A 17,342-nucleotide genomic window follows, 5' to 3' on the forward strand; every position below is an offset into this window, starting at 1 on the left:
CGTTCGATCCTAGGCGCTGGTCACCCGTCCCGGCGCCACAAAGTCGATCTTCTCCCGCACCCCGCAGTCCGGGCAGCACCACGAGTCCGGGATCGCCGACCACGACGTTCCGGCCGGGAAGCCCTCGCGCGGATCACCGGTCCTCTCGTCGTAGACGTACCCGCACCCCGGACACATCCCGCCCGCCGTCGCGTCACCACGGCTGTCCTCCGCGAGGACCTCGGAGTGGTCGGTCCCGCCGTACTTCGCGAGCACCTTCGCCCGCTTGCCCGGCTGGATGTTGGCCAGGCCGATGTCACCACCGAAGTGGTCGCGCACCCGCGGGTCCATCACCCGGCGCCACCACGGCGGCACCAGCGCCAGCAGGATCATGCCCGCGTACCCCGTCGGCAGCACCGGTGACTCGGCGAAGTCGCGCAGCGTCTGGTAGCGGCGGGTCGGGTTGGCGTGGTGGTCGCTGTGCCGTTGCAGGTGGTAGAGCAGGACGTTGGTGGCGATGTTGTTGGAGTTCCAGCTGTGGCTGGGGTCCACGCGTTCGTAGCGGCGCCGGCCGGGCGCGCCGACCTGCTGGCGCAGCATCCCGTAGTGCTCCATGTAGTTGACGACCTCGAGCAGCGAGAAGCCGATCACCGCCTGCACGACGAGGTACGGCAGGATGCCGACGCCGAGCCACGCGATCATCGCGCCCCACAGCACCAACGACATCAGCCACGCGTTCAGCACGTCGTTGCCGATCCGGAACGGGTGCCGGTCGCGGCGGGCGTAGCGCTTGCGTTCCAGCCGCCACGCCGACCTGAGCGAGCCGAGGACGGTGCGCGGCCAGAACCGGTAGAAGCTCTCCCCCACCCGGCTGCTCGCCGGGTCCTCCGGGGTGGCGACGCGGACGTGGTGGCCGCGGTTGTGCTCGATGTAGAAGTGCCCGTAGAAGCTCTGCGCCAGCGCGATCTTCGACAGCCACCGCTCGTGGCTCTCCTTCTTGTGCCCCAGCTCGTGCGCGGTGTTGATGCCGATGCCGCCGATGCACCCGATCGACACCGCGAGCCCGATCTTGTCCACCACGGCCAGGTCGCCGCGCGCGATCAGCCAGAACGCGACGACGAACCCCAGGTACTGGATCGGCAGGTACAGGTAGGTGATCCAGCGGTAGTAGCGGTCCTGCTCCAGCCGTTCGAGCACGTCGTCCGGCGGGTTGCTGCGGTCGAGCCCGGCGAGGAGGTCGATGGCGGGCACGACCACGAGGATCACCACCGGGCCGATCCAGAACCACCCGCCCCAGCCGGTGAACGCGTGCAGGCCGATCGCCAGGAACGCCAGCGACGGCACGACCAGGCCGAGCAACCACAGGTAGCGCTTGCCGTCGGTCCACTGCTCGGTCGACCCGGCGGGAACCGTCGCGTTCTTGTCGCCCATGTCACACTCCTCAGGAGGTTGACAGCAAGATAGGACTTGTAAACCTGGTTTGACAAGAGCCGTCGATTTGTAAAGCCGGTTACGTTCGGCGCCGATGCAGCGATCTTGTGGGGGAAGGAGGGCGTCGTGGCGAAGTCGCTGAAGTCGCGGACAGGCCGGGTCGTGGCCGGGTTCGTGCTGGCGGGAGCGGTCATCGGACTGGTGGTCGTGCTCCAGTCGTCGGCCGAGCAGAGGTCGTGGGCCAGCACCGAGGCCACCGTGCAGGAACGGCTGAAGTCGGGCAAGAGCGCCTCGGTCAAGGTCGAGTACGCGCTGCCGGACGGGTCGAAGCAGGTCATGACCCTGTCGGAGAACGGGTCCAAGCACGAGGCCGGCTCGCGCGTGACCGTGCGCTACGACCTGGAGAACGGCCGGGTCGTCGACGCCGCGCTGGCCGACAACGACCAGGTGTTCTGGGTGCTGGGCGTCATGCTGGGCGTGGTCGCCCTGGGGGCGTTGGGCGCGAACCTCATCGCGTGGACGCCGCGACGCTCGGACTAGCGGGTCTGTCGCCTGGACAGCCGGCTTCGTCGAACGACGAACGTTTTAGTTCGGCAAAATCTTGACGACCGTCACCGATCTGAATACCTTCGGGCACTCCCTGACCGGAGGTCGACGATGACCCTTCGCAAGATCCTCGCCACGCTCACCGGCACCCTGCTCGCCGGCACCCTGCTCGCCGGCACCCTGCTCACCCCACCGGCGTCCGCCGCGACACTGGTGGAGGTGACCGGGTTCGGTGAGAACCCCGGCGGAATGCGCATGCACGTCCACGTTCCCGACTCCCGCCCCGCGGCACCGGCCGTCGTGGTCGCGATGCACGGCTGCGGTGGCTCCGGCCCCGGCTTCCACTCCAGCACCGAGTTCGCCTCGCTCGCCGACCGGCACGGGTTCGTCGTGATCTACCCGAGCGCGCAACAGGAAGCCGGGTTCGGCAAGTGCTTCGACACGTGGTCGGACGCCGCGAAACGGCGTGGCGGCGGCAGTGACCCCGTCTCGATCGTCTCGATGGTGACCTACGTCCAGCGCCGCTACGGCGGGGATCCCCGCCGGGTGTTCGCCACCGGATCGTCGTCCGGCGGCATGATGACCAACGAGATGCTCGCGCTCTACCCGGACGTCTTCAAGGCGGGCGCGGCGTTCATGGGTGTCCCGTTCGACTGCTTCGCGGGCGCCGCCGACTTCCCGCCCGGCCGCAGCAAGTGCACCGGCGGCACCATGGACCGCACGCCGCGGCAGTGGGGCGACTCGGTGCGCCGGGCCTACCCCGGCTACACCGGCCCGCGACCGAAGGTGCAGCTGTGGCACGGAACCGCGGACACCCTCGTGCCGTACTCGTTGCTGCGGGAGACGATCGAGCAGTGGACGAACGTGTTCGGGCTGAGCCAGACGCCGACGTCCACCGACACCCCGCGACCGGGCTGGAACCGCAGCCGGTACGCCGGAAACGTTGAGGCGTACAGCGTCCAGGGTGCCGGGCACAGCCTGCCGTCGACCGGTATGGCCGCAGCTGCGATCGAGTTCTTCGGGCTCACCACGACGTGCTGACCGGGTGCGGAAGGGCCCGGATGCGGCCCCGGCAGTGCGCCGGGCCGGGCGCTTCCGATCTCGGTGCGCTAGCCGAAGTTCACGTCACTGCACCACATGTAGGCCTGGTCGAGGTGGGACGCCTGCCAGATGGTGAACACGATGTGGTGACCCCGGTAGCCGGACGTCTGGACGTTGAACCGGATGTCCTTGGCCGGGGCGAACCTGCCGGTCTGCGTGATGAAGTCGAGGTTGCCCCAGCCCAGGGTCTGGGTGGTGGGGTCGAACCCCTGCTTGCTGACGTAGACCCGGAAGTAGTCGGCTCCGTGACTCGCCTGGTCGTACAGGTGCATGGTGAAGTTCGCGCCGACGTTGGTGGTCCTCCACTTGCCGGGCGTGTTGAGGGAGTTGTTGCGGGACAGGGCGTTGCTGCAGAGCTGACCGTTCGGGGTGGACCCCTGGAAGTTCCCGCCGAGTCCGTCCCGCAACGAGCTCATCCAGTTCCACATGGTGTCGGCGTTGGCCTGGAACGCCTGGTAGCACATGGGGTCCTGCTCACGCATCGCCGGGTTCGTGTGCTGGCTTCCCCAAGCCTGCCAGCACTGGTAGGCGCGGGTGGCCGGGCTGACGATCGTGCCGTGCGCCGAGGCCGACGGTACCCACAGGAACGAGCAGACGAGCACGCCGATGAGCACGGTGATCAGGCCACGCCGTCTGGTGACGGGCCCGGAGAGCTTGCGCGTGCGCATGAACGAGCCTCCATTCTCCGTTGAATGACAAGCAGCGGCGGATTGGGAGCGCTCCCAGACCAATTAGCCTACTGGTAACTCTTCGAGATCACAAGGGAACAGTGCGTTAGCGGTTCACGCGACCAGTCCGTGCCGGAACGCGTAGACCACCGCCTGCACCCGATCCCGCAGGTCGAGCTTGGTCAGGATGCGCGACACGTACGTCTTCACGGTCTCGTGGCTGATCACCAGCGCCTCGGCGATCTCGCTGTTCGACAGCCCGTCCGCGATGAGCCGCAGCACCTCGAGCTCGCGCGCGGTCAGCGGTACCTGAGGTGTGTCACCGGCGGGGCGGATCCGTTCGGCGTACCGGCCGACGAGCTGGCGGGTCACCTCGGGCGCCAGCAACGCCGCCCCGGCCGCGACCGTGCGGATGCCGTGCAGCAGCTGGGCGGGCGGGGCGTCCTTGAGCAGGAACCCGCTGGCACCCGCCCGCAGCGCCTCGTACACGTACTCGTCGAGGTTGAACGTCGTCACCACCAGCACCTTGGCGGGCTGGGCGACCCCGGCGCCGGCGAGCAGCCTGGTCGCCTCGATGCCGTCGAGCACCGGCATCCTGACGTCCATCACGACGACGTCCGGGGTCAGCTCGCCGGTGAGGTCGACCGCGGTCCTGCCGTCGCCGCACTCGCCGACCACCTCGAGGTCGGGCTGCGCATCGATGATCGTGGCGAAGCCGGTGCGGATGAGCGCCTGGTCGTCGCAGACCAGCACCCGGATCGGAGCCGTCACGAGCGGGCCGGGATCCGGGCGCGCACCAGGAAACCGCCGTCCCGCCTGCCCGCGCTGAACTCGCCGCCGAGCACGCCGACCCGGTCGCGCAGGCCGTCGAGGCCGCGTCCGCTGCCGCCGGGTGACGCGGCGGACGTGCCCGCGCCGTCGGTTCCGACCTCCACCACGACCTCGCTCTCGTTGTGCCGCACGCGAACCGTAGTACGGCTGCCGTGCGCGTACTTGAGCGCGTTGGTCAACGCCTCCTGCACCACCCGGTAGGCCACCACCTTCGCGCTGCCCGCGACCGGCGTGCCCTCCTCGGTGAACTCCACCGGTTGCCCCGCTTGCCGGATCTGGTCCACCAACGCGCTCAGGTCGCCCACGGACGGCACCCGCGAGTTCGGGCCGTGGTCGGGGTTCAGCAGGTCGAGCAGCTGCCGCAGGTCCGCGATGGACCGGCGGCCGGTGTCGGTGATCGCGGTCAGCGTCCGGTCGAGCCGCTCCGGCGCGGCCGTCAGGTACCGAGCCGCCTCCGCCTGCACCACCATCGCGGTCACGTGGTGCGTCACGACGTCGTGCAGCTCGCGGGCGATGCGGGTGCGTTCGGCGACACGGGTCTCCTCGGCCACGTGCCGGCGCCGTTCCTCCTCCGCGCTCTTCGCCAGCCGCTGCCACGCGCCGATCGCCCACAGGGCGGCCAGCGCCAGGTAGAACGTCACGAACCCGGCCACACCCTCCTGCGCTCCCTGGCGGTCGACCCCGAACGCCAGCGGCACGTACGCCACCGAGGCCAGCACCGCGACCGTGCGCCGGTGGTGGTCCAGGTGCAGCCCGGTGCTGAGCAACGCGATGGGCAACGCCGTGCCCGCGACCGAGTGGTAGCCGAGCAGCTGGTCGGCCGCGAACCCGGCGCACACCAGCGCGAACGACACGACCGGCCAGCGCCTGCGCATGACCAGCGGCAGGCATTCCAACGCGATGACGGCCAGCGCCAGCGCGTCCAGGGGCCGGGACGGCAGGTCGCCCAGCTGCGTGCCGCGGTTCTGCAGCGCGGGGACGAACGAGGCGACCACCAGCGCGAGTGCCAGCGGGAAGTCCCGGACCGTGACATCGAGGCGACGCCACAGGTCCGGGACCCTGCTCAGGCTGATCACGCGGCGAGCGTAGTCGCGTCGGAACCGCGCCGGCGGGCGGGCACGATCGTGCCCCGCCGGCGCGCGATCCACAGGAACACGACCGTCACGACCACACCGGCCAGCACCGAGTACGCGCTCGCCTCCGGCCCGAAGTCACCACCGCTGAGCAGGTACGGCCCGGACGTCACGCCGTCCAGCAGGCCCTCCGGCGCGTCGGTGCCGGAGATGGTGGTGCCGAAGATGCCGCCCTGGGCGAAGTTCCAGCCGAAGTGCACGCCGATCGGCACCCAGAGGTTGCGGGTGGCGGCGTAGACGGCGGCGAGCATGAACCCGGCCTCGACCGCGATCGCGATGGCACCCCAGAGCGTGGCGTGCGTGTTGAACAGGTGCGCGGCACCGAACAGCACGCCGGTGAGCACCAGCGAGGCCCACGTGCCGATGCGCCCCTCGACGATCCGGAACAGCACACCGCGGAAGAGCACCTCCTCCACGACCACCGCGGCCGCCGTGAACCCCAGCAACGCCAACGCCCCCGACACCGACCCCCAGCCACGAACCTCGTACCCGCCGAGGAACGCGATGTTCAGGATGACGGCGGCGAACATGCCGGTACCGATCGACAACCCCCGGCCGAACGCGGGCCCCGCCCCCTTGAGCGCGATCTCGTCCGGCGCCCTGCGCTCGGTCTTGCGCACCGCGAAGGCGTAGACGTACAGCACGAGCGCCGCCGCCGCGAACCCGAGCACCAGCGTGAGCGGCGTGTTCCAGTTCACCGCCTGGACGACCGCGCTCCCGGCGAACGCCGCCACCGCCACTGCTCCGAGCTGCACCAACAGTCGCATGACCAGTCCTTTGTGATCCGTTCGCGGCCGGGGTGCCGCGGTTGACCGCAACGCTATGGATCACACGGCCGCGAGTCGTCACCACGGAGTGGACATTCGCGGGTAGCTCGCTCGGGGGACAAGCCCGGGAAGCGCAGGTCAGGCGTGCAGCGCCACCGGCACGCTCACCATTCCTACGTCCGAGAGGCGTTCATGACCCTGCAGTCCCCCGCCGGGTCCACAGTGGACTTCACTGGGCGGCTGAGTGTCGAGGGCCACCAGCTCCACCGGCCGAGCAACGTCATCAGCGACGGCAGGACCATGATCCGGATGATCACCGCGTCGAGCAGCACCGCGACCGCGAGGCCGAAGCCGATCTGCTTGATCTCCAGCAGGCTCACGAAGATGAAGCTCGCGAACACCGACACCATGACCACGGCGGCACTGGTGACGACACCGGCCGAGGCCGTGATGCCCTCGTACACCGCCTGCCGCGCCGGCACCCCGCGCGCCGCCGCCTCCCTGATCCGGCTGACCACGAACACCTGGTAGTCCATCGACAGTCCGAAGAGGATGACGAACAGCATCAACGGCACCCGCGAGTTGATGTACCCGCCGGAGGTGAACCCGAGCAGGCCCTCGGCCCACGTGTACTGGAACACCCCGACCAGCGCACCGAACGCGCCCGCCGCCGACAGCAGGTTGAGCACGATCGCGACGACGCCGATCACCACCGAGCGGAACGCGACGACCATCATCACGAACGTCAGCAGCAGCACGAACCCGACGACCCACGGCAGCTTCTCCGCCTGGTGCGCCGCGTAGTCCACGACCCTCGCCACGTCACCGGCGACGTAGGTCTGGGCCCCGCCGACCTGGCCGACGGTGTCGGGCACCAGCTCCGAGCGCAGCGTGGCCAGGGACGTCTCGCCCTCCTTCGAGTTCGCGCTGTACGGGATCGCGAGCTCGAGCGTGGTGACCCGGTCGTCCTCCGACACCCGGAGCTCCGGACTGGTGCGCCCGCCGAACTCGGCGTCGGCCTGCGCGCGGGAGGCCAGGTCGTCAAGGGCGGAACGGACCGTGCCCGCCTGGGACGGGTCAGCCTCGACGACGACCAGGTGCCGCGGGCCCTCGTTCGGGAACGCCTTGGTGAGCCGGTCGTAGGTGGCGACCGCGGGTGCCTGCCGGGGGAACGTGTCGGTGCCCGCGACGCTGAGCTTGATGCCCAGCACGGGCAACGCGAGCGCGACCATCACCAGCGTCGACAGCACCAACGTCGCCACCGGGTGCCGCATCGCGGGACGCAGCAGCGCCGGCCACAGCTTCCCGGTGCCGCCACTGCGTTCCGCCCGCTTGCGCAGGAACGGGATGCGCGAGTCGTCGACCCTCTTGCCGAGCTTGCCCAGCACCGCGGGCAGCACGGTCAGCGAGCTGACCATCGCGACGAGCACCACGATGATCGACCCGGCCGCGATCGACGAGAAGATCACGTCGGAGGCCAGGAACATCGCCGCGATCGAGATGATGACCGCGAACCCGGACACGACGATCGTGCGGCCGGACGTGGCGGCGGCCAGCTCGACGGCGGCCGCGTGCGAGATCGTGCCGCCGGAGCGGGCCCGTTCCTCGCGTTCCCGTTTCAGGTAGAACAGCGAGTAGTCCACGCCGACGGCCATGCCCATCATCAGGATGATGTTGGTGACCGCACCGCCCGCCGACGGGAAGATGTAGGTGGACAGGGCGGTCAGGCCGATGGCCGCCGCGACCGAGGTGATCGCGAGCAGCACCGGCACACCGGCGGCGAGGATCGAGCCGAACACGATGAGCAGGATGATCAGCGTGATCGGCAGCGTGATCATCTCGGCGCGCACCAGGTCCTGGCCGATCAGGTTCTGCACGTCCCGCTCGACCGCGCCGGATCCCGTCTGCGCCACCACGAGTTCCGGGTTGGCCTCCTGCACGGCCGCCGTCTGCCTGAGCAGGGCGGGCACGATCTGGATGGCCGCGCGGTCGTTGCCCTTGACCGTCACGGCGACCATGACCGCGTTGCCGTCGGCGGACCGGACCGGGTCCGCGACCGTGGCGACGTCCGGGATGGTGCGCATCCGCTGGCTGATGTCGGCGGCGGCGCGGCCGGCCGCGTCCTGGTCGAGCGAGCCGCTCTTCGGGGTGATGAGGACCTTCTCGACCGACGGGGCCGGCAGGCCGGCGTCGGCGGCGACGGTCGCGCCCCTGCCTTCCTCACCGACCCGGAAGTCCTTGCCGGCCGCGTTGTTCGGCGTGATCAGCTGTCCGGCCGCGAAGCACAGCGCGACGAACACGATCCAGCCGACGATGGCCTGCCACGGATGGTTCACGCTCCACTTCGCCGCGCGAACGGTCAACGCCTGCTTGGGCACTGTGGTTCAACTCCGTTCATTTGGGTCCACGTCGAGTTTTGCCCTGACGAGGCGGTCGAACACTGGTGCCGGCTGGCCGACCCGGGGTGGGGTTGTCCCCCATGTCATCCTTTCGACGACATCCCACTTGTCATCGTTCCGACGACGTGCTACAAATGCGGTGCGCGTTGACAGCAGTGAAGAACATCGAGGAGGTGCCGGATGTTGATGCGCACTGACCCGTTCCGGACGCTGGACCGGCTGGCGCAGCAGGTGTTCACCGGACCGGGCACGTGGTCACGCCCCACACCGATGCCGATGGACGCCTACCGCTCGGGTGACGAGTTCGTGGTGGCCTTCGACCTGCCGGGCGTCTCCGCGGACGCGATCGAGCTCGACGTCGAGCGCAACGTCCTGACCGTCAAGGCGGAGCGGCGCCCGACCAACACCGGTGACAACCTCGAGATGCAGGTCGCGGAACGACCGCTGGGCGTGTTCTCCCGCCAGCTGTTCCTCGGCGACACCCTCGACACCGAACGCATCCAGGCCACCTACGACGCGGGTGTCCTCACGCTGCGCATCCCGGTGCAGGAGAAGGCCAAGCCGCGCAAGATCGCCATCACGGCCGCCGACCGGGACGTCAAGCAGATCGACGCCTGACCAGGGGCCCACCGTGGTCGCGCAGGCACTGGAAGAGGAGTTCCTCGCGCTGGTGTGCGGGGACGACGACCTGGTGCGCGCCGAGTTCGACGCGATCATCGAAGCGAACTGGGGGAAGCCCGCGCTTCCCCTGCCACGCCGGCCACCCCCGCCGACGCCACACCGGCACGCGCTCGACCCGCACGGACAACACCACGTCCCGGTCGACGCCCTTGCCCGGCAACGATCCCCTCCACCCCGATGGCCCGCACCGCGCGAAAGCGGTGCGGGCCATCGCACTTCCCGCTCGTCGCTTGCCCCTACCTCTTGTGACGAAGACGCTCACGATAGGTACGGGTCTTGTGCCGGTTACCGCAAATGTCCATCGAGCACCACCGCCCACGCCCGTTGCGCGAAACTTCGTAGAACGCCCAACGGCAGTCCGGCGCCGCGCACAGCTTGACCCGTGACCACTCACCCGTGGCAACACTGGCTGCCACCGTCTCCACGATCGCGTCCAGCCACGGCCTGCCGGACTCCGCGCCGATGCGCAGCCCACCCGACGGGCCGGGCACGAGCCGCAACGGATACGCCTCCAAAACACCGGCAGCCGTGACGTCACCGACGAGGGCCCTCCGCAACGCCGTCCGCAATCCCGTGACGACCTCCACGTCCGCCATGCCCAGCGACGTGTCCCCAACAGGTTCTTCGACATCCGTTCCTGGGTCGAGGAACCCCACGGCGGCCACTTCGCCGCATGGGAATGCCCAGAGCGGTACGTCGCCGGCGTCCGCACCGCTCTGGCCCTCACCTGACCCGCCCGTCAGCGCACCGGCGTGTTGATGTCGCTGATCTTCGCCCGCACCGACTCGCGCAACGCGGGCAGCGGTGCCTCGGCCGCCGTCGCCACAGCCGCGGCCGGCGCGGTTCCCACCGGGCCGGGAACCGGGTGGACCCCGGTCTCGTTCGGCAACGGAATCCCGGGGCAGACCACGTTGCCAGGACGGGAGTTCCGCAGCAGGAACACGGTGACCGCACCGTCGACGCAGGGGTTTCCCTCAAAGCCGTACTGGCCGTGGAACGGACTGTCCGCCACCGACACCAGACTCACCCCCGGCGCCGCCCGCACCGCGGCCCTGGCCTGCTCGAACCCCGTCTGCGGGTCGAGCTCGCCCTGCACCACCAGCACGCGCCCGGCCACCTCCGCCGGCAGCACCGGCAACTCCTGCCGCGGCGCGTCAGACCAGAACCCACACGGCTCACTCAGCCCGTACTGCCAACCGAAGAGCGGGTACCGCGGCCCCTGCCGGTCCGACAACCGCCGGTACCAGGCCGCCGAGCGCGTCACCTGATCACCGCACGCCACGGCATAACGCGTCGCCGAAACCCGCAGGTAGTCCTCCGGTTCGTCAGCGAGCCCCCGCGCCACACCCGCCGGTGTCAACGACTCCAGCGGCTCACCGAACACCGCACGCGCCCTGGCATCCAGCTGCGGCGCCAGGGCCGAACCGGTCACCACCGCCCCGGTCTCCCCGTTCGCACCGCGCACCCCCAGCACGAACACCAACGCCCCTAGCACCCACCGCAACGGCGACCCCATGCCTGTGAAGATCGCGTCGAACTGGTCGGGACTGGTCCCCGCACCGGCGTAGAACCGCCGAGCCCGCTCCCAGTTCGCCTTGGCCTCCTCGACCGTGGCACCGACGTCCTCGGGGAACTGCCGCGTCATCCACGGCACGAACGAGCCCTCGAACATCCGCTGGTTGATCTGCGGCCACGCCTCGAACGACGCCTGCAACCGCCCCTGGAAGTCCGTGCTCGAGTCCAGCACCACCTTGCCCGCACTGCGCGGGAACAACGACGCGTACTTCGCCCCCAACCAGGTTCCGTACGAGTACCCGATGTAGTCCAGTGTGGACTCACCGAGCAGCATCCTCACCAGTTCCACGTCGTGCGCGGTCTGCCACGTCGTGAGGAACGGCGCCACCGCCTCACTCTGACACGCCTCCGCAGCAGCACGCGGCAACTTCAAGTGCTCCGCAATGCTCCCGGCCGACCGATCACGCGCATCGAGATCCGTCCGCGGCGACAGCCTGCCGACCGGCACCTCGCACACCTCCGGCGCCGTACCGCCTTCCTGCCCGGTACCGCGCGGATCCATGCCTATCAACGCATAACGCTCGTGCAGCTGCGGCTGCAACGCCCCCAGCTCCCCGGGCAGTGACGTCCCCTGCCCACCAGGACCACCGGGGTTGAGCAGCAACGACCCGACATGCTCCCCGGACGCGGCAACCCGGCTGATCGAGACGAGCATGTCCCGCCCCACCTCCGGCGCGGCCCAGTCCCTCGGCACGGTCACCAGCGCACACTCCGCAGGTAACGCCCCCGGCTGCGGACTGAACGCACAAGGCCCCCAGACCACCTGCTGTCCGGCATAACGGGAGAACGGGTCGTCCTCAGCACCGGCAGGCACAGCTGTACCAGCCAGAACAAGCGCTGTGACGACGGCGGGCACCACGGCGGCGGTCAAGCTGCTGCGCACGGCAGTCCTTTCGCGACAAGGGATCCGGGCAACACCATCCGACCAGCTCGCTCAACGCGACGTCTACGGCAGCTAGTACTTTCGGCCGGTGCCGTCTCAACAGGGCATCTGACGAGCCGGTCCCCGGCCCCTTTCCACCCGACCGCACAACATCCCGCGAATCCTCTGTTCAGCGGTGCCAAGCACGTACGCGGCAGGCATAGACAGGAACTCGTTCACCGGGGAGGGGGCAGCGCGATGACGGTGGTGCTCGCCCTCCTCGCCGCCGCAACCGCTCTAGCCGCAGGAATGGCGTTGGTCTACTCGGCCATCGCCACCTTCATGCGGGTGTGGCGCCGAGCCCAGTCGAAGGGCTACACCGGCCCGTTCACCCCCGCCGTGTTCCTGACCGCCATCTTCACCGGCCTGCTGGGCAGCGCGTTCCTCGGCGCCGTCCTCATCCGCCCCGCCAGGGACGTCATCGTCGGCCTCTCCATGGTGCTCGGCATCGCGGCGACGCTGGCCGGCCTCGCGCTGACCGTGCACCTGATCCCCGCACGCACCATCCGTTCCGGCAGCCGGCAACGCCCCCGAACCCCGTTCCGCGCACTGGGAAACCTGGCGGCGACAATCCCACCCCTGGTCATGGCGGCACTACTGCTCAACGGCAAACCCGCAACGGTCGGCATCCAGTTGCTGCTGCCGATGGCAATGCTGTCGGTCCTGTGCCACTCCGCGGCAAGACGAGCTGACCGCATCGGCGCACCACCAGCCGACCCCCGCCCGGCCGTGGTGTGGATCCGCGGCTTCGGCAACGAACGCCGCCTGTTCGCCTTCCGCCAACGCACCAAAGGCGAAACACAAACCCGTCCGGAACTTACAAAACTCTTCCCCCGCCGCCCTGACCCGATGCCCTTCGACGACTACTTCGCCCCCACGATCACCAACCAACTAGGCCGCGGTTACGGCCTCGGCAACCCTCGCGACTACCTCCCGCCCGACGGCATCGACCGCCACTACGCCACCGACGACTCATGGCGCCACCAGTTCGCCGACCTGGTCGCTGACTCCCGTTGTGTGGTCATGGCACCAGGCGACTGGCCAGAACTGCGCTACGAGTTCGGCGTCATCCGAAACCTGGGCGCACACCGCAGGCTGTTCATCTTCACCCCACCGGCAACCAAGGCACGCCAGATCCGCCGAGCCAACCTTCTCAAGGGCTTCCGGCACGAGAACTGGGACGACCTCGCGACAGCACTGGGCGACGACTGCGGCTACCAGCTCGGTCCGGACCCCGGACCTGGCGCCGTGGTGACGTTCGAGGAAGACGGCCATGCCGTTGTCCTGCTGCGCGGCGCCGAGGAGCCCTCAGACTACGTGGCCGTAGTGCTCCGCCACCTCGCCGACGTCGAGCGCCAGACACCACCTGAACAGTGAACGCAAAACCGCTGGGCGAGCTCACAAGAACCAACGTGCTGAAGTTCTTCAACGCACGCGCGACCTGTTGATCAACCCGCTGACCGTGTTCATCGGCTGGCTTCGTGGCGCTTCCGTGCGCTGGCTGCGACATCACATCGCTAGACGGCTCTGGAAAGACGCCGCTAAGAGTGCACCCGACAACCGTCGTCGGCGTGCACGCGGACGGCCACATCAAGTTGCGACTTCCTGCCGGCTCGGTCCTGATCGGCGGACCTGACTGCAACAAGATCACCGCCGAGGTGGTGGTCCGACTGGAAAGCACAATGCAGTTTGCCATCCTAACCGTCACGTCGTGGGCATTGTGGACCACCGACGCTGCGAGTCCTACGACCCACGAGGTCGTCAACCACCACCCCACTTCAGCACAGGGCTGCCGACTGACGGAGGATTACGGGTTGGTGATCCGCGCATGAAACACGTCCGAACCAGGATCAACAGTGCTGATCATCTGCGGCAGCTTCGGCTAGGGGTCACAGGCAAGCCAGATTATTCCGCACTCGCTCGTTCCTCAATGAGCACCTGGTCACGCGCGAGTGCTGATCGAGCGCCCCTTTCGCACCGAAGTCACGACCACACGCCACAGGCACCCGAACTGCTCCGCATCCGATCCTTGGGTGACGTCAGAACCGCCGAGTGAGCCGGAATACCAGCTAATCGCTCATCCGCGGCTCCACTTCGACGCCATCGACATCGATCGCACCACCGGATCAGGCAGGAGGCACAGCGCGGCGGCCGGCTTCCCAAGTCTTGGTTGCAGCCGACCCGCGCAGCTCGGCAACCGTCGCAGTCCGCGCTTTCGCTTCCTTTCAATCAACGAGGTAATGAGCCTCGATATAAGCGACGGTAGAGTCGTACGGCTCCCCCACCGGCTTCAACAGGTACCGTCGGAAGACCGCGGCGGTGGCACGCCTAACGCCTCGGTTCCGTGCGTCGGCATTGTCCCATGAGCGGGCAAGAGTCTGCGTGACGACCTGGTCGATTTCCTCGGCCAAGCTTCTGTCGGTGACCGTGAACTCGGCCGGAGCGTGATCTTGGATGATTCGCGACAGCACGCCGACGTGGTCGTTGTCCAGCACGACTACAGCTTCGTTGGGATGTTTCTCGGCATCGACGACGGCGCGGGCGATCCGGAGCGCTTCAGCGAGAAAGTCCAGCGCCTCCCTGGCGTTCTGGATGATCCGGTCCCGTAGCAGCCTGATCCGCTCCGCCAGAGCGGTGTACATCGCGGAGCCGGGGTCAATCCCATCTTCGAGAGCGGCTTTGATGCGCTCCAATATTTCCGCCGCCGATGGCGGTTTCTTCTCCACGTCACTGTCCAGGCCGTCCTTAGGACGTACAAGAGCCAACAGTTCCCTGAGGACGGCGATGCCTTGAGCGTCTAAAACGAGAGCTTCGTCCTGAGAAGCTGCCACGGAGAAGGAATGCACGTGAGCGTTGATGATCTCCAGGACCATCGGGCCCAGCTCAGCGAGCCGTTCCTTCCTTTCCTCGTCAGACGACTTCTTGAACAAGGTCGTGTAGACCGATCCGAACAGTCCAAATCCTTGCCGGTACTTGGCGATCCGATTGTCGGTGTTGATGTACGGATAGAGTCGCGCCAGGAGCCGGTAGTCCTTTTTGAACACCTCGGCAGCAGCGGGGTCAGCATCCAGGAAGCTGTTGATCGCTCGCACCGATTCATATCCGTGGACCGCGAGATCCAGGCCGTCCACATGGACGAGCAGGTCTTCGATCCGAGCGAAGGTGTCGCGAAAAGCCGCAATCAGGTCAGCTAGCTCGGTGACGAAGCCGCCACCTTTGGCCTTTTCCTTCTCCTTCGCGGTGGGGTCGGTCACCGCTCGCTGAACCTCTTCGGCCAAACCGATGTAGTCAACGACCAGACCGGACGTCTTGACGAGCCCGACCGGAGACACCCAGGTGCGGTTGGGCCGAGTGATCGTCTGAAACAGGTTGTGGGCCTTCAGCGGCTTGTCAAGGTAGAGCACGCCCTCATTGGGAGCGTCGAACCCCGTCATCAGCTTCGCGGTCACCACCAGGAAGCATAGCGGGTCGTCTGGCGTCAGGAACCGCCGCTTTTGCTCTTCCTCCTCGGCCTCCGAAAGCAGGAACGCCTTCATCTCCGCGTCCTCGTCTTTCGCTTTCGAAACCGAAATGTTCGCTTCGGCGGTGATTCGAGTGTGCCTGCCGACCTCGGCGAGCACCTGTGACGCCTCGAAGCCAGCGAGCAGTTCGTTGATCTTCTCGGCGTACGCCACGGCCAGCTCGCGATTGTACGCGACCACCTGGGCTTTTAGGCCATTGCGGTAGGTGCCGGCCAGGTAGTGGTCCACGATGTTCAGACAGACCGCGTGAATGCGGTGCTCGTTGGCGAACACCGACGTCAAGCGACCGAACTTCCTGGACAATGCTTCCCGATCAGGGTCGTCAAGGTCGAAGTCGTCGGTGAACTGGTCGAACTCAGCCTGCAACGCCTGGTCTTCCATCTCAAATTCGACCGGGCGGGTGTCCAGCACGACGGGAACGGTTGCCTCGTCCGTCAGAGATCGGGACACCGAGTACCGGTGCAGAACCCGGTCAGGATCGGTCTCCTCACCGAAGAGCGCGAAGGTGTCCGTCGCCAGGTTCCTGATCGGCGTTCCGGTCATCCCGAAGAACTTCGCGTACGGCAAAGCCGCACGCATCTGACCAGCCAGAGATTTCTTGTCGGACGACTGAGTGCGGTGCGCCTCGTCGACCAGCACGATGATGTTGCCTCGGGTCGACAGATCCTTCCCCGCGTCCGCGAACTTGTGGACGGTTGTCGAGATCACCCCGCGCACATCGTTGGCGAGCAAGGAACGCAGCTGCTGACTGGTAGTGGGCTGGTGAAAATAGGCCTCCCCCAGCGCCGACGTGAACACCCCAGAAGTCTGCCGGACGAGGTGTGTCCGGTCCGAGAGCAAGATGATCGTAGGCGAATCGGTACGCGTGTCTGCCAGCAACAAGGAAGCAGCGAATACCATCAGCAGGGTCTTCCCCGAGCCCTGGTGATGCCAGATCAAGCCTTTCGAACCTCCCTCCACCACCCGCTTGTGGATCAGGTATGCAGCCTCCATCTGCGGATATCGAGGCAGGTACTTCTTGTCGGGCCCTCCCCCGGCAGTGTCGAAGAGGACGAAGTCGTTGAGCATGTCCAGGATGGTGGCCGGATTCATCAGCAACTCAACAGAGCGCTTGACATCAGCCTGTCCGGTCAGATTCTCGTCGTCCGCAGTCGAGCGGAACGGCTGCCACAGGTTTGTGGACGCACCGGCGGCGCCGAACTTCAGCTTCAGCCCATCCGAAGCGACGCAGAAAACGTTGGAGGTGAAGAACCACGGGTACTCGGTGGCGTACACGTCGTTGATCTCGCGGGCGGCCTCCGCCCATCCGGACTTCGAAGTAGGCGACTTCACCTCGACCACGACCAATGGCAGGCCGTTGACCCAGTACACGAGGTCAAATCGACGGGAACCCTTGCCAGGAACTGAGATGGTTACCTCGTCCGACACGATCAACGTGTTGGCGGAGGCGTTTGCGAAGTCGATAACCGTCAAGGCGTGCCAGGCGCCGTCCGCGTCCCGGTACTCCCTGCGCCCACGCAGCAGGTGCAGCACCTGCTCATTGGCTCGCACCAGTCCGCCATCCACGGCGTTCACCGTGGCGACGATCTCATCCACCACCTCGTCGACGTCGAACTTGTCGATCACTCCTGGGTTGAGTTTGATGATGGCATCGCGCACATGATCCACGACAACGGCCTGAGTCACCTCACGCGGCAGTGCCCGTCCGGCAGTGAAGACCCAGCCCATCGGAAGCGACCACTGGATCATCATGTTCTGGAACTCGCGCTCCCGGATCCCCCTAGCCAC

14 protein-coding genes are annotated in these 17,342 nt (G+C 67.5%); 5 read left to right on the plus strand and 9 right to left on the minus strand.

The window, feature by feature from the left end; all coding sequences use genetic code 11:
• Positions 1-9: 9 nt before the first annotated feature.
• Positions 10-1,410, minus strand: a complete 1,401-nt coding sequence (locus BBK82_RS00460; protein WP_065913194.1) for a fatty acid desaturase — start codon at positions 1,408-1,410, stop codon at positions 10-12.
• 126 nt (positions 1,411-1,536) lie between these two features.
• On the opposite strand from BBK82_RS00460, the gene BBK82_RS00465 reads away from it, so the two are divergent.
• Both BBK82_RS00465 and BBK82_RS00470 read left to right on the plus strand, forming a co-directional pair.
• Entirely contained in the window at positions 1,537-1,950 is a 414-nt protein-coding gene (locus BBK82_RS00465) for a DUF3592 domain-containing protein (RefSeq protein WP_065913195.1), read from the plus strand.
• 117 nt (positions 1,951-2,067) lie between these two features.
• On the plus strand, positions 2,068-2,997 hold the full coding sequence (locus tag BBK82_RS00470) for an extracellular catalytic domain type 1 short-chain-length polyhydroxyalkanoate depolymerase (protein WP_065913196.1): 930 nt from the start codon (positions 2,068-2,070) through the stop codon (positions 2,995-2,997).
• Between the two features lie 68 nt (positions 2,998-3,065).
• Here BBK82_RS00470 and BBK82_RS00475 read toward each other — a convergent pair whose 3' ends face one another.
• The 5 genes from BBK82_RS00475 to BBK82_RS00495 form a co-directional block, all read right to left on the minus strand.
• A complete protein-coding gene (locus tag BBK82_RS00475; RefSeq protein WP_065913197.1) occupies positions 3,066-3,725 on the minus strand; it encodes a lytic polysaccharide monooxygenase auxiliary activity family 9 protein in 660 nt (219 codons plus the stop codon).
• A 114-nt stretch (positions 3,726-3,839) separates the two neighbouring features.
• Positions 3,840-4,496 (minus strand): response regulator, encoded by a 657-nt coding sequence (locus BBK82_RS00480; protein WP_065913198.1) that lies wholly within the window; start codon positions 4,494-4,496, stop codon positions 3,840-3,842.
• The gene (locus BBK82_RS00485; protein WP_065920721.1) at positions 4,493-5,632 is read right to left on the minus strand and encodes a sensor histidine kinase; all 1,140 of its coding nucleotides are present in this window, start codon (positions 5,630-5,632) and stop codon (positions 4,493-4,495) included. The genes BBK82_RS00480 and BBK82_RS00485 overlap by 4 nt, the downstream gene beginning before the upstream one ends.
• The gene (locus BBK82_RS00490) at positions 5,629-6,456 is read right to left on the minus strand and encodes a CPBP family intramembrane glutamic endopeptidase (protein ID WP_065913199.1); all 828 of its coding nucleotides are present in this window, start codon (positions 6,454-6,456) and stop codon (positions 5,629-5,631) included. Before BBK82_RS00490 ends, BBK82_RS00485 begins: the two co-directional genes overlap by 4 nt.
• A gap of 173 nt (positions 6,457-6,629) precedes the next feature.
• Positions 6,630-8,792 (minus strand): MMPL family transporter, encoded by a 2,163-nt coding sequence (locus BBK82_RS00495; RefSeq protein WP_218920562.1) that lies wholly within the window; start codon positions 8,790-8,792, stop codon positions 6,630-6,632.
• 243 nt (positions 8,793-9,035) lie between these two features.
• Here BBK82_RS00495 and BBK82_RS00500 point away from each other — a divergent pair, with 243 nt between their 5' ends.
• Entirely contained in the window at positions 9,036-9,473 is a 438-nt protein-coding gene (locus BBK82_RS00500; RefSeq protein WP_065913201.1) for an Hsp20/alpha crystallin family protein, read from the plus strand.
• A gap of 299 nt (positions 9,474-9,772) precedes the next feature.
• On the opposite strand, the gene BBK82_RS00505 is transcribed toward BBK82_RS00500, so the two are convergent.
• Both BBK82_RS00505 and BBK82_RS00510 read right to left on the minus strand, forming a co-directional pair.
• Positions 9,773-10,192, minus strand: coding sequence for a CGNR zinc finger domain-containing protein (locus BBK82_RS00505; RefSeq protein ID WP_237047978.1), 420 nt, complete (start codon positions 10,190-10,192; stop codon positions 9,773-9,775).
• Positions 10,193-10,275: 83 nt separating this feature from the next.
• On the minus strand, positions 10,276-11,811 hold the full coding sequence (locus BBK82_RS00510; protein WP_237047979.1) for an alpha/beta fold hydrolase: 1,536 nt from the start codon (positions 11,809-11,811) through the stop codon (positions 10,276-10,278).
• Between the two features lie 420 nt (positions 11,812-12,231).
• On the opposite strand from BBK82_RS00510, the gene BBK82_RS00515 reads away from it, so the two are divergent.
• Positions 12,232-13,410: a hypothetical protein gene (locus BBK82_RS00515; protein ID WP_065913202.1), complete on the plus strand. Its 1,179-nt coding sequence runs from the start codon at positions 12,232-12,234 to the stop codon at positions 13,408-13,410.
• A gap of 194 nt (positions 13,411-13,604) precedes the next feature.
• Positions 13,605-13,865: a hypothetical protein gene (locus BBK82_RS00520; RefSeq protein ID WP_154696967.1), complete on the plus strand. Its 261-nt coding sequence runs from the start codon at positions 13,605-13,607 to the stop codon at positions 13,863-13,865.
• A 393-nt stretch (positions 13,866-14,258) separates the two neighbouring features.
• Here the strand turns inward: BBK82_RS00520 and BBK82_RS00525 are convergent, their stop codons facing one another.
• Entirely contained in the window at positions 14,259-17,342 is a 3,084-nt protein-coding gene (locus tag BBK82_RS00525) for a type I restriction endonuclease subunit R (RefSeq protein ID WP_065913204.1), read from the minus strand.

The organism is Lentzea guizhouensis, assembly GCF_001701025.1.
Lineage (GTDB): Bacteria > Actinomycetota > Actinomycetes > Mycobacteriales > Pseudonocardiaceae > Lentzea > Lentzea guizhouensis.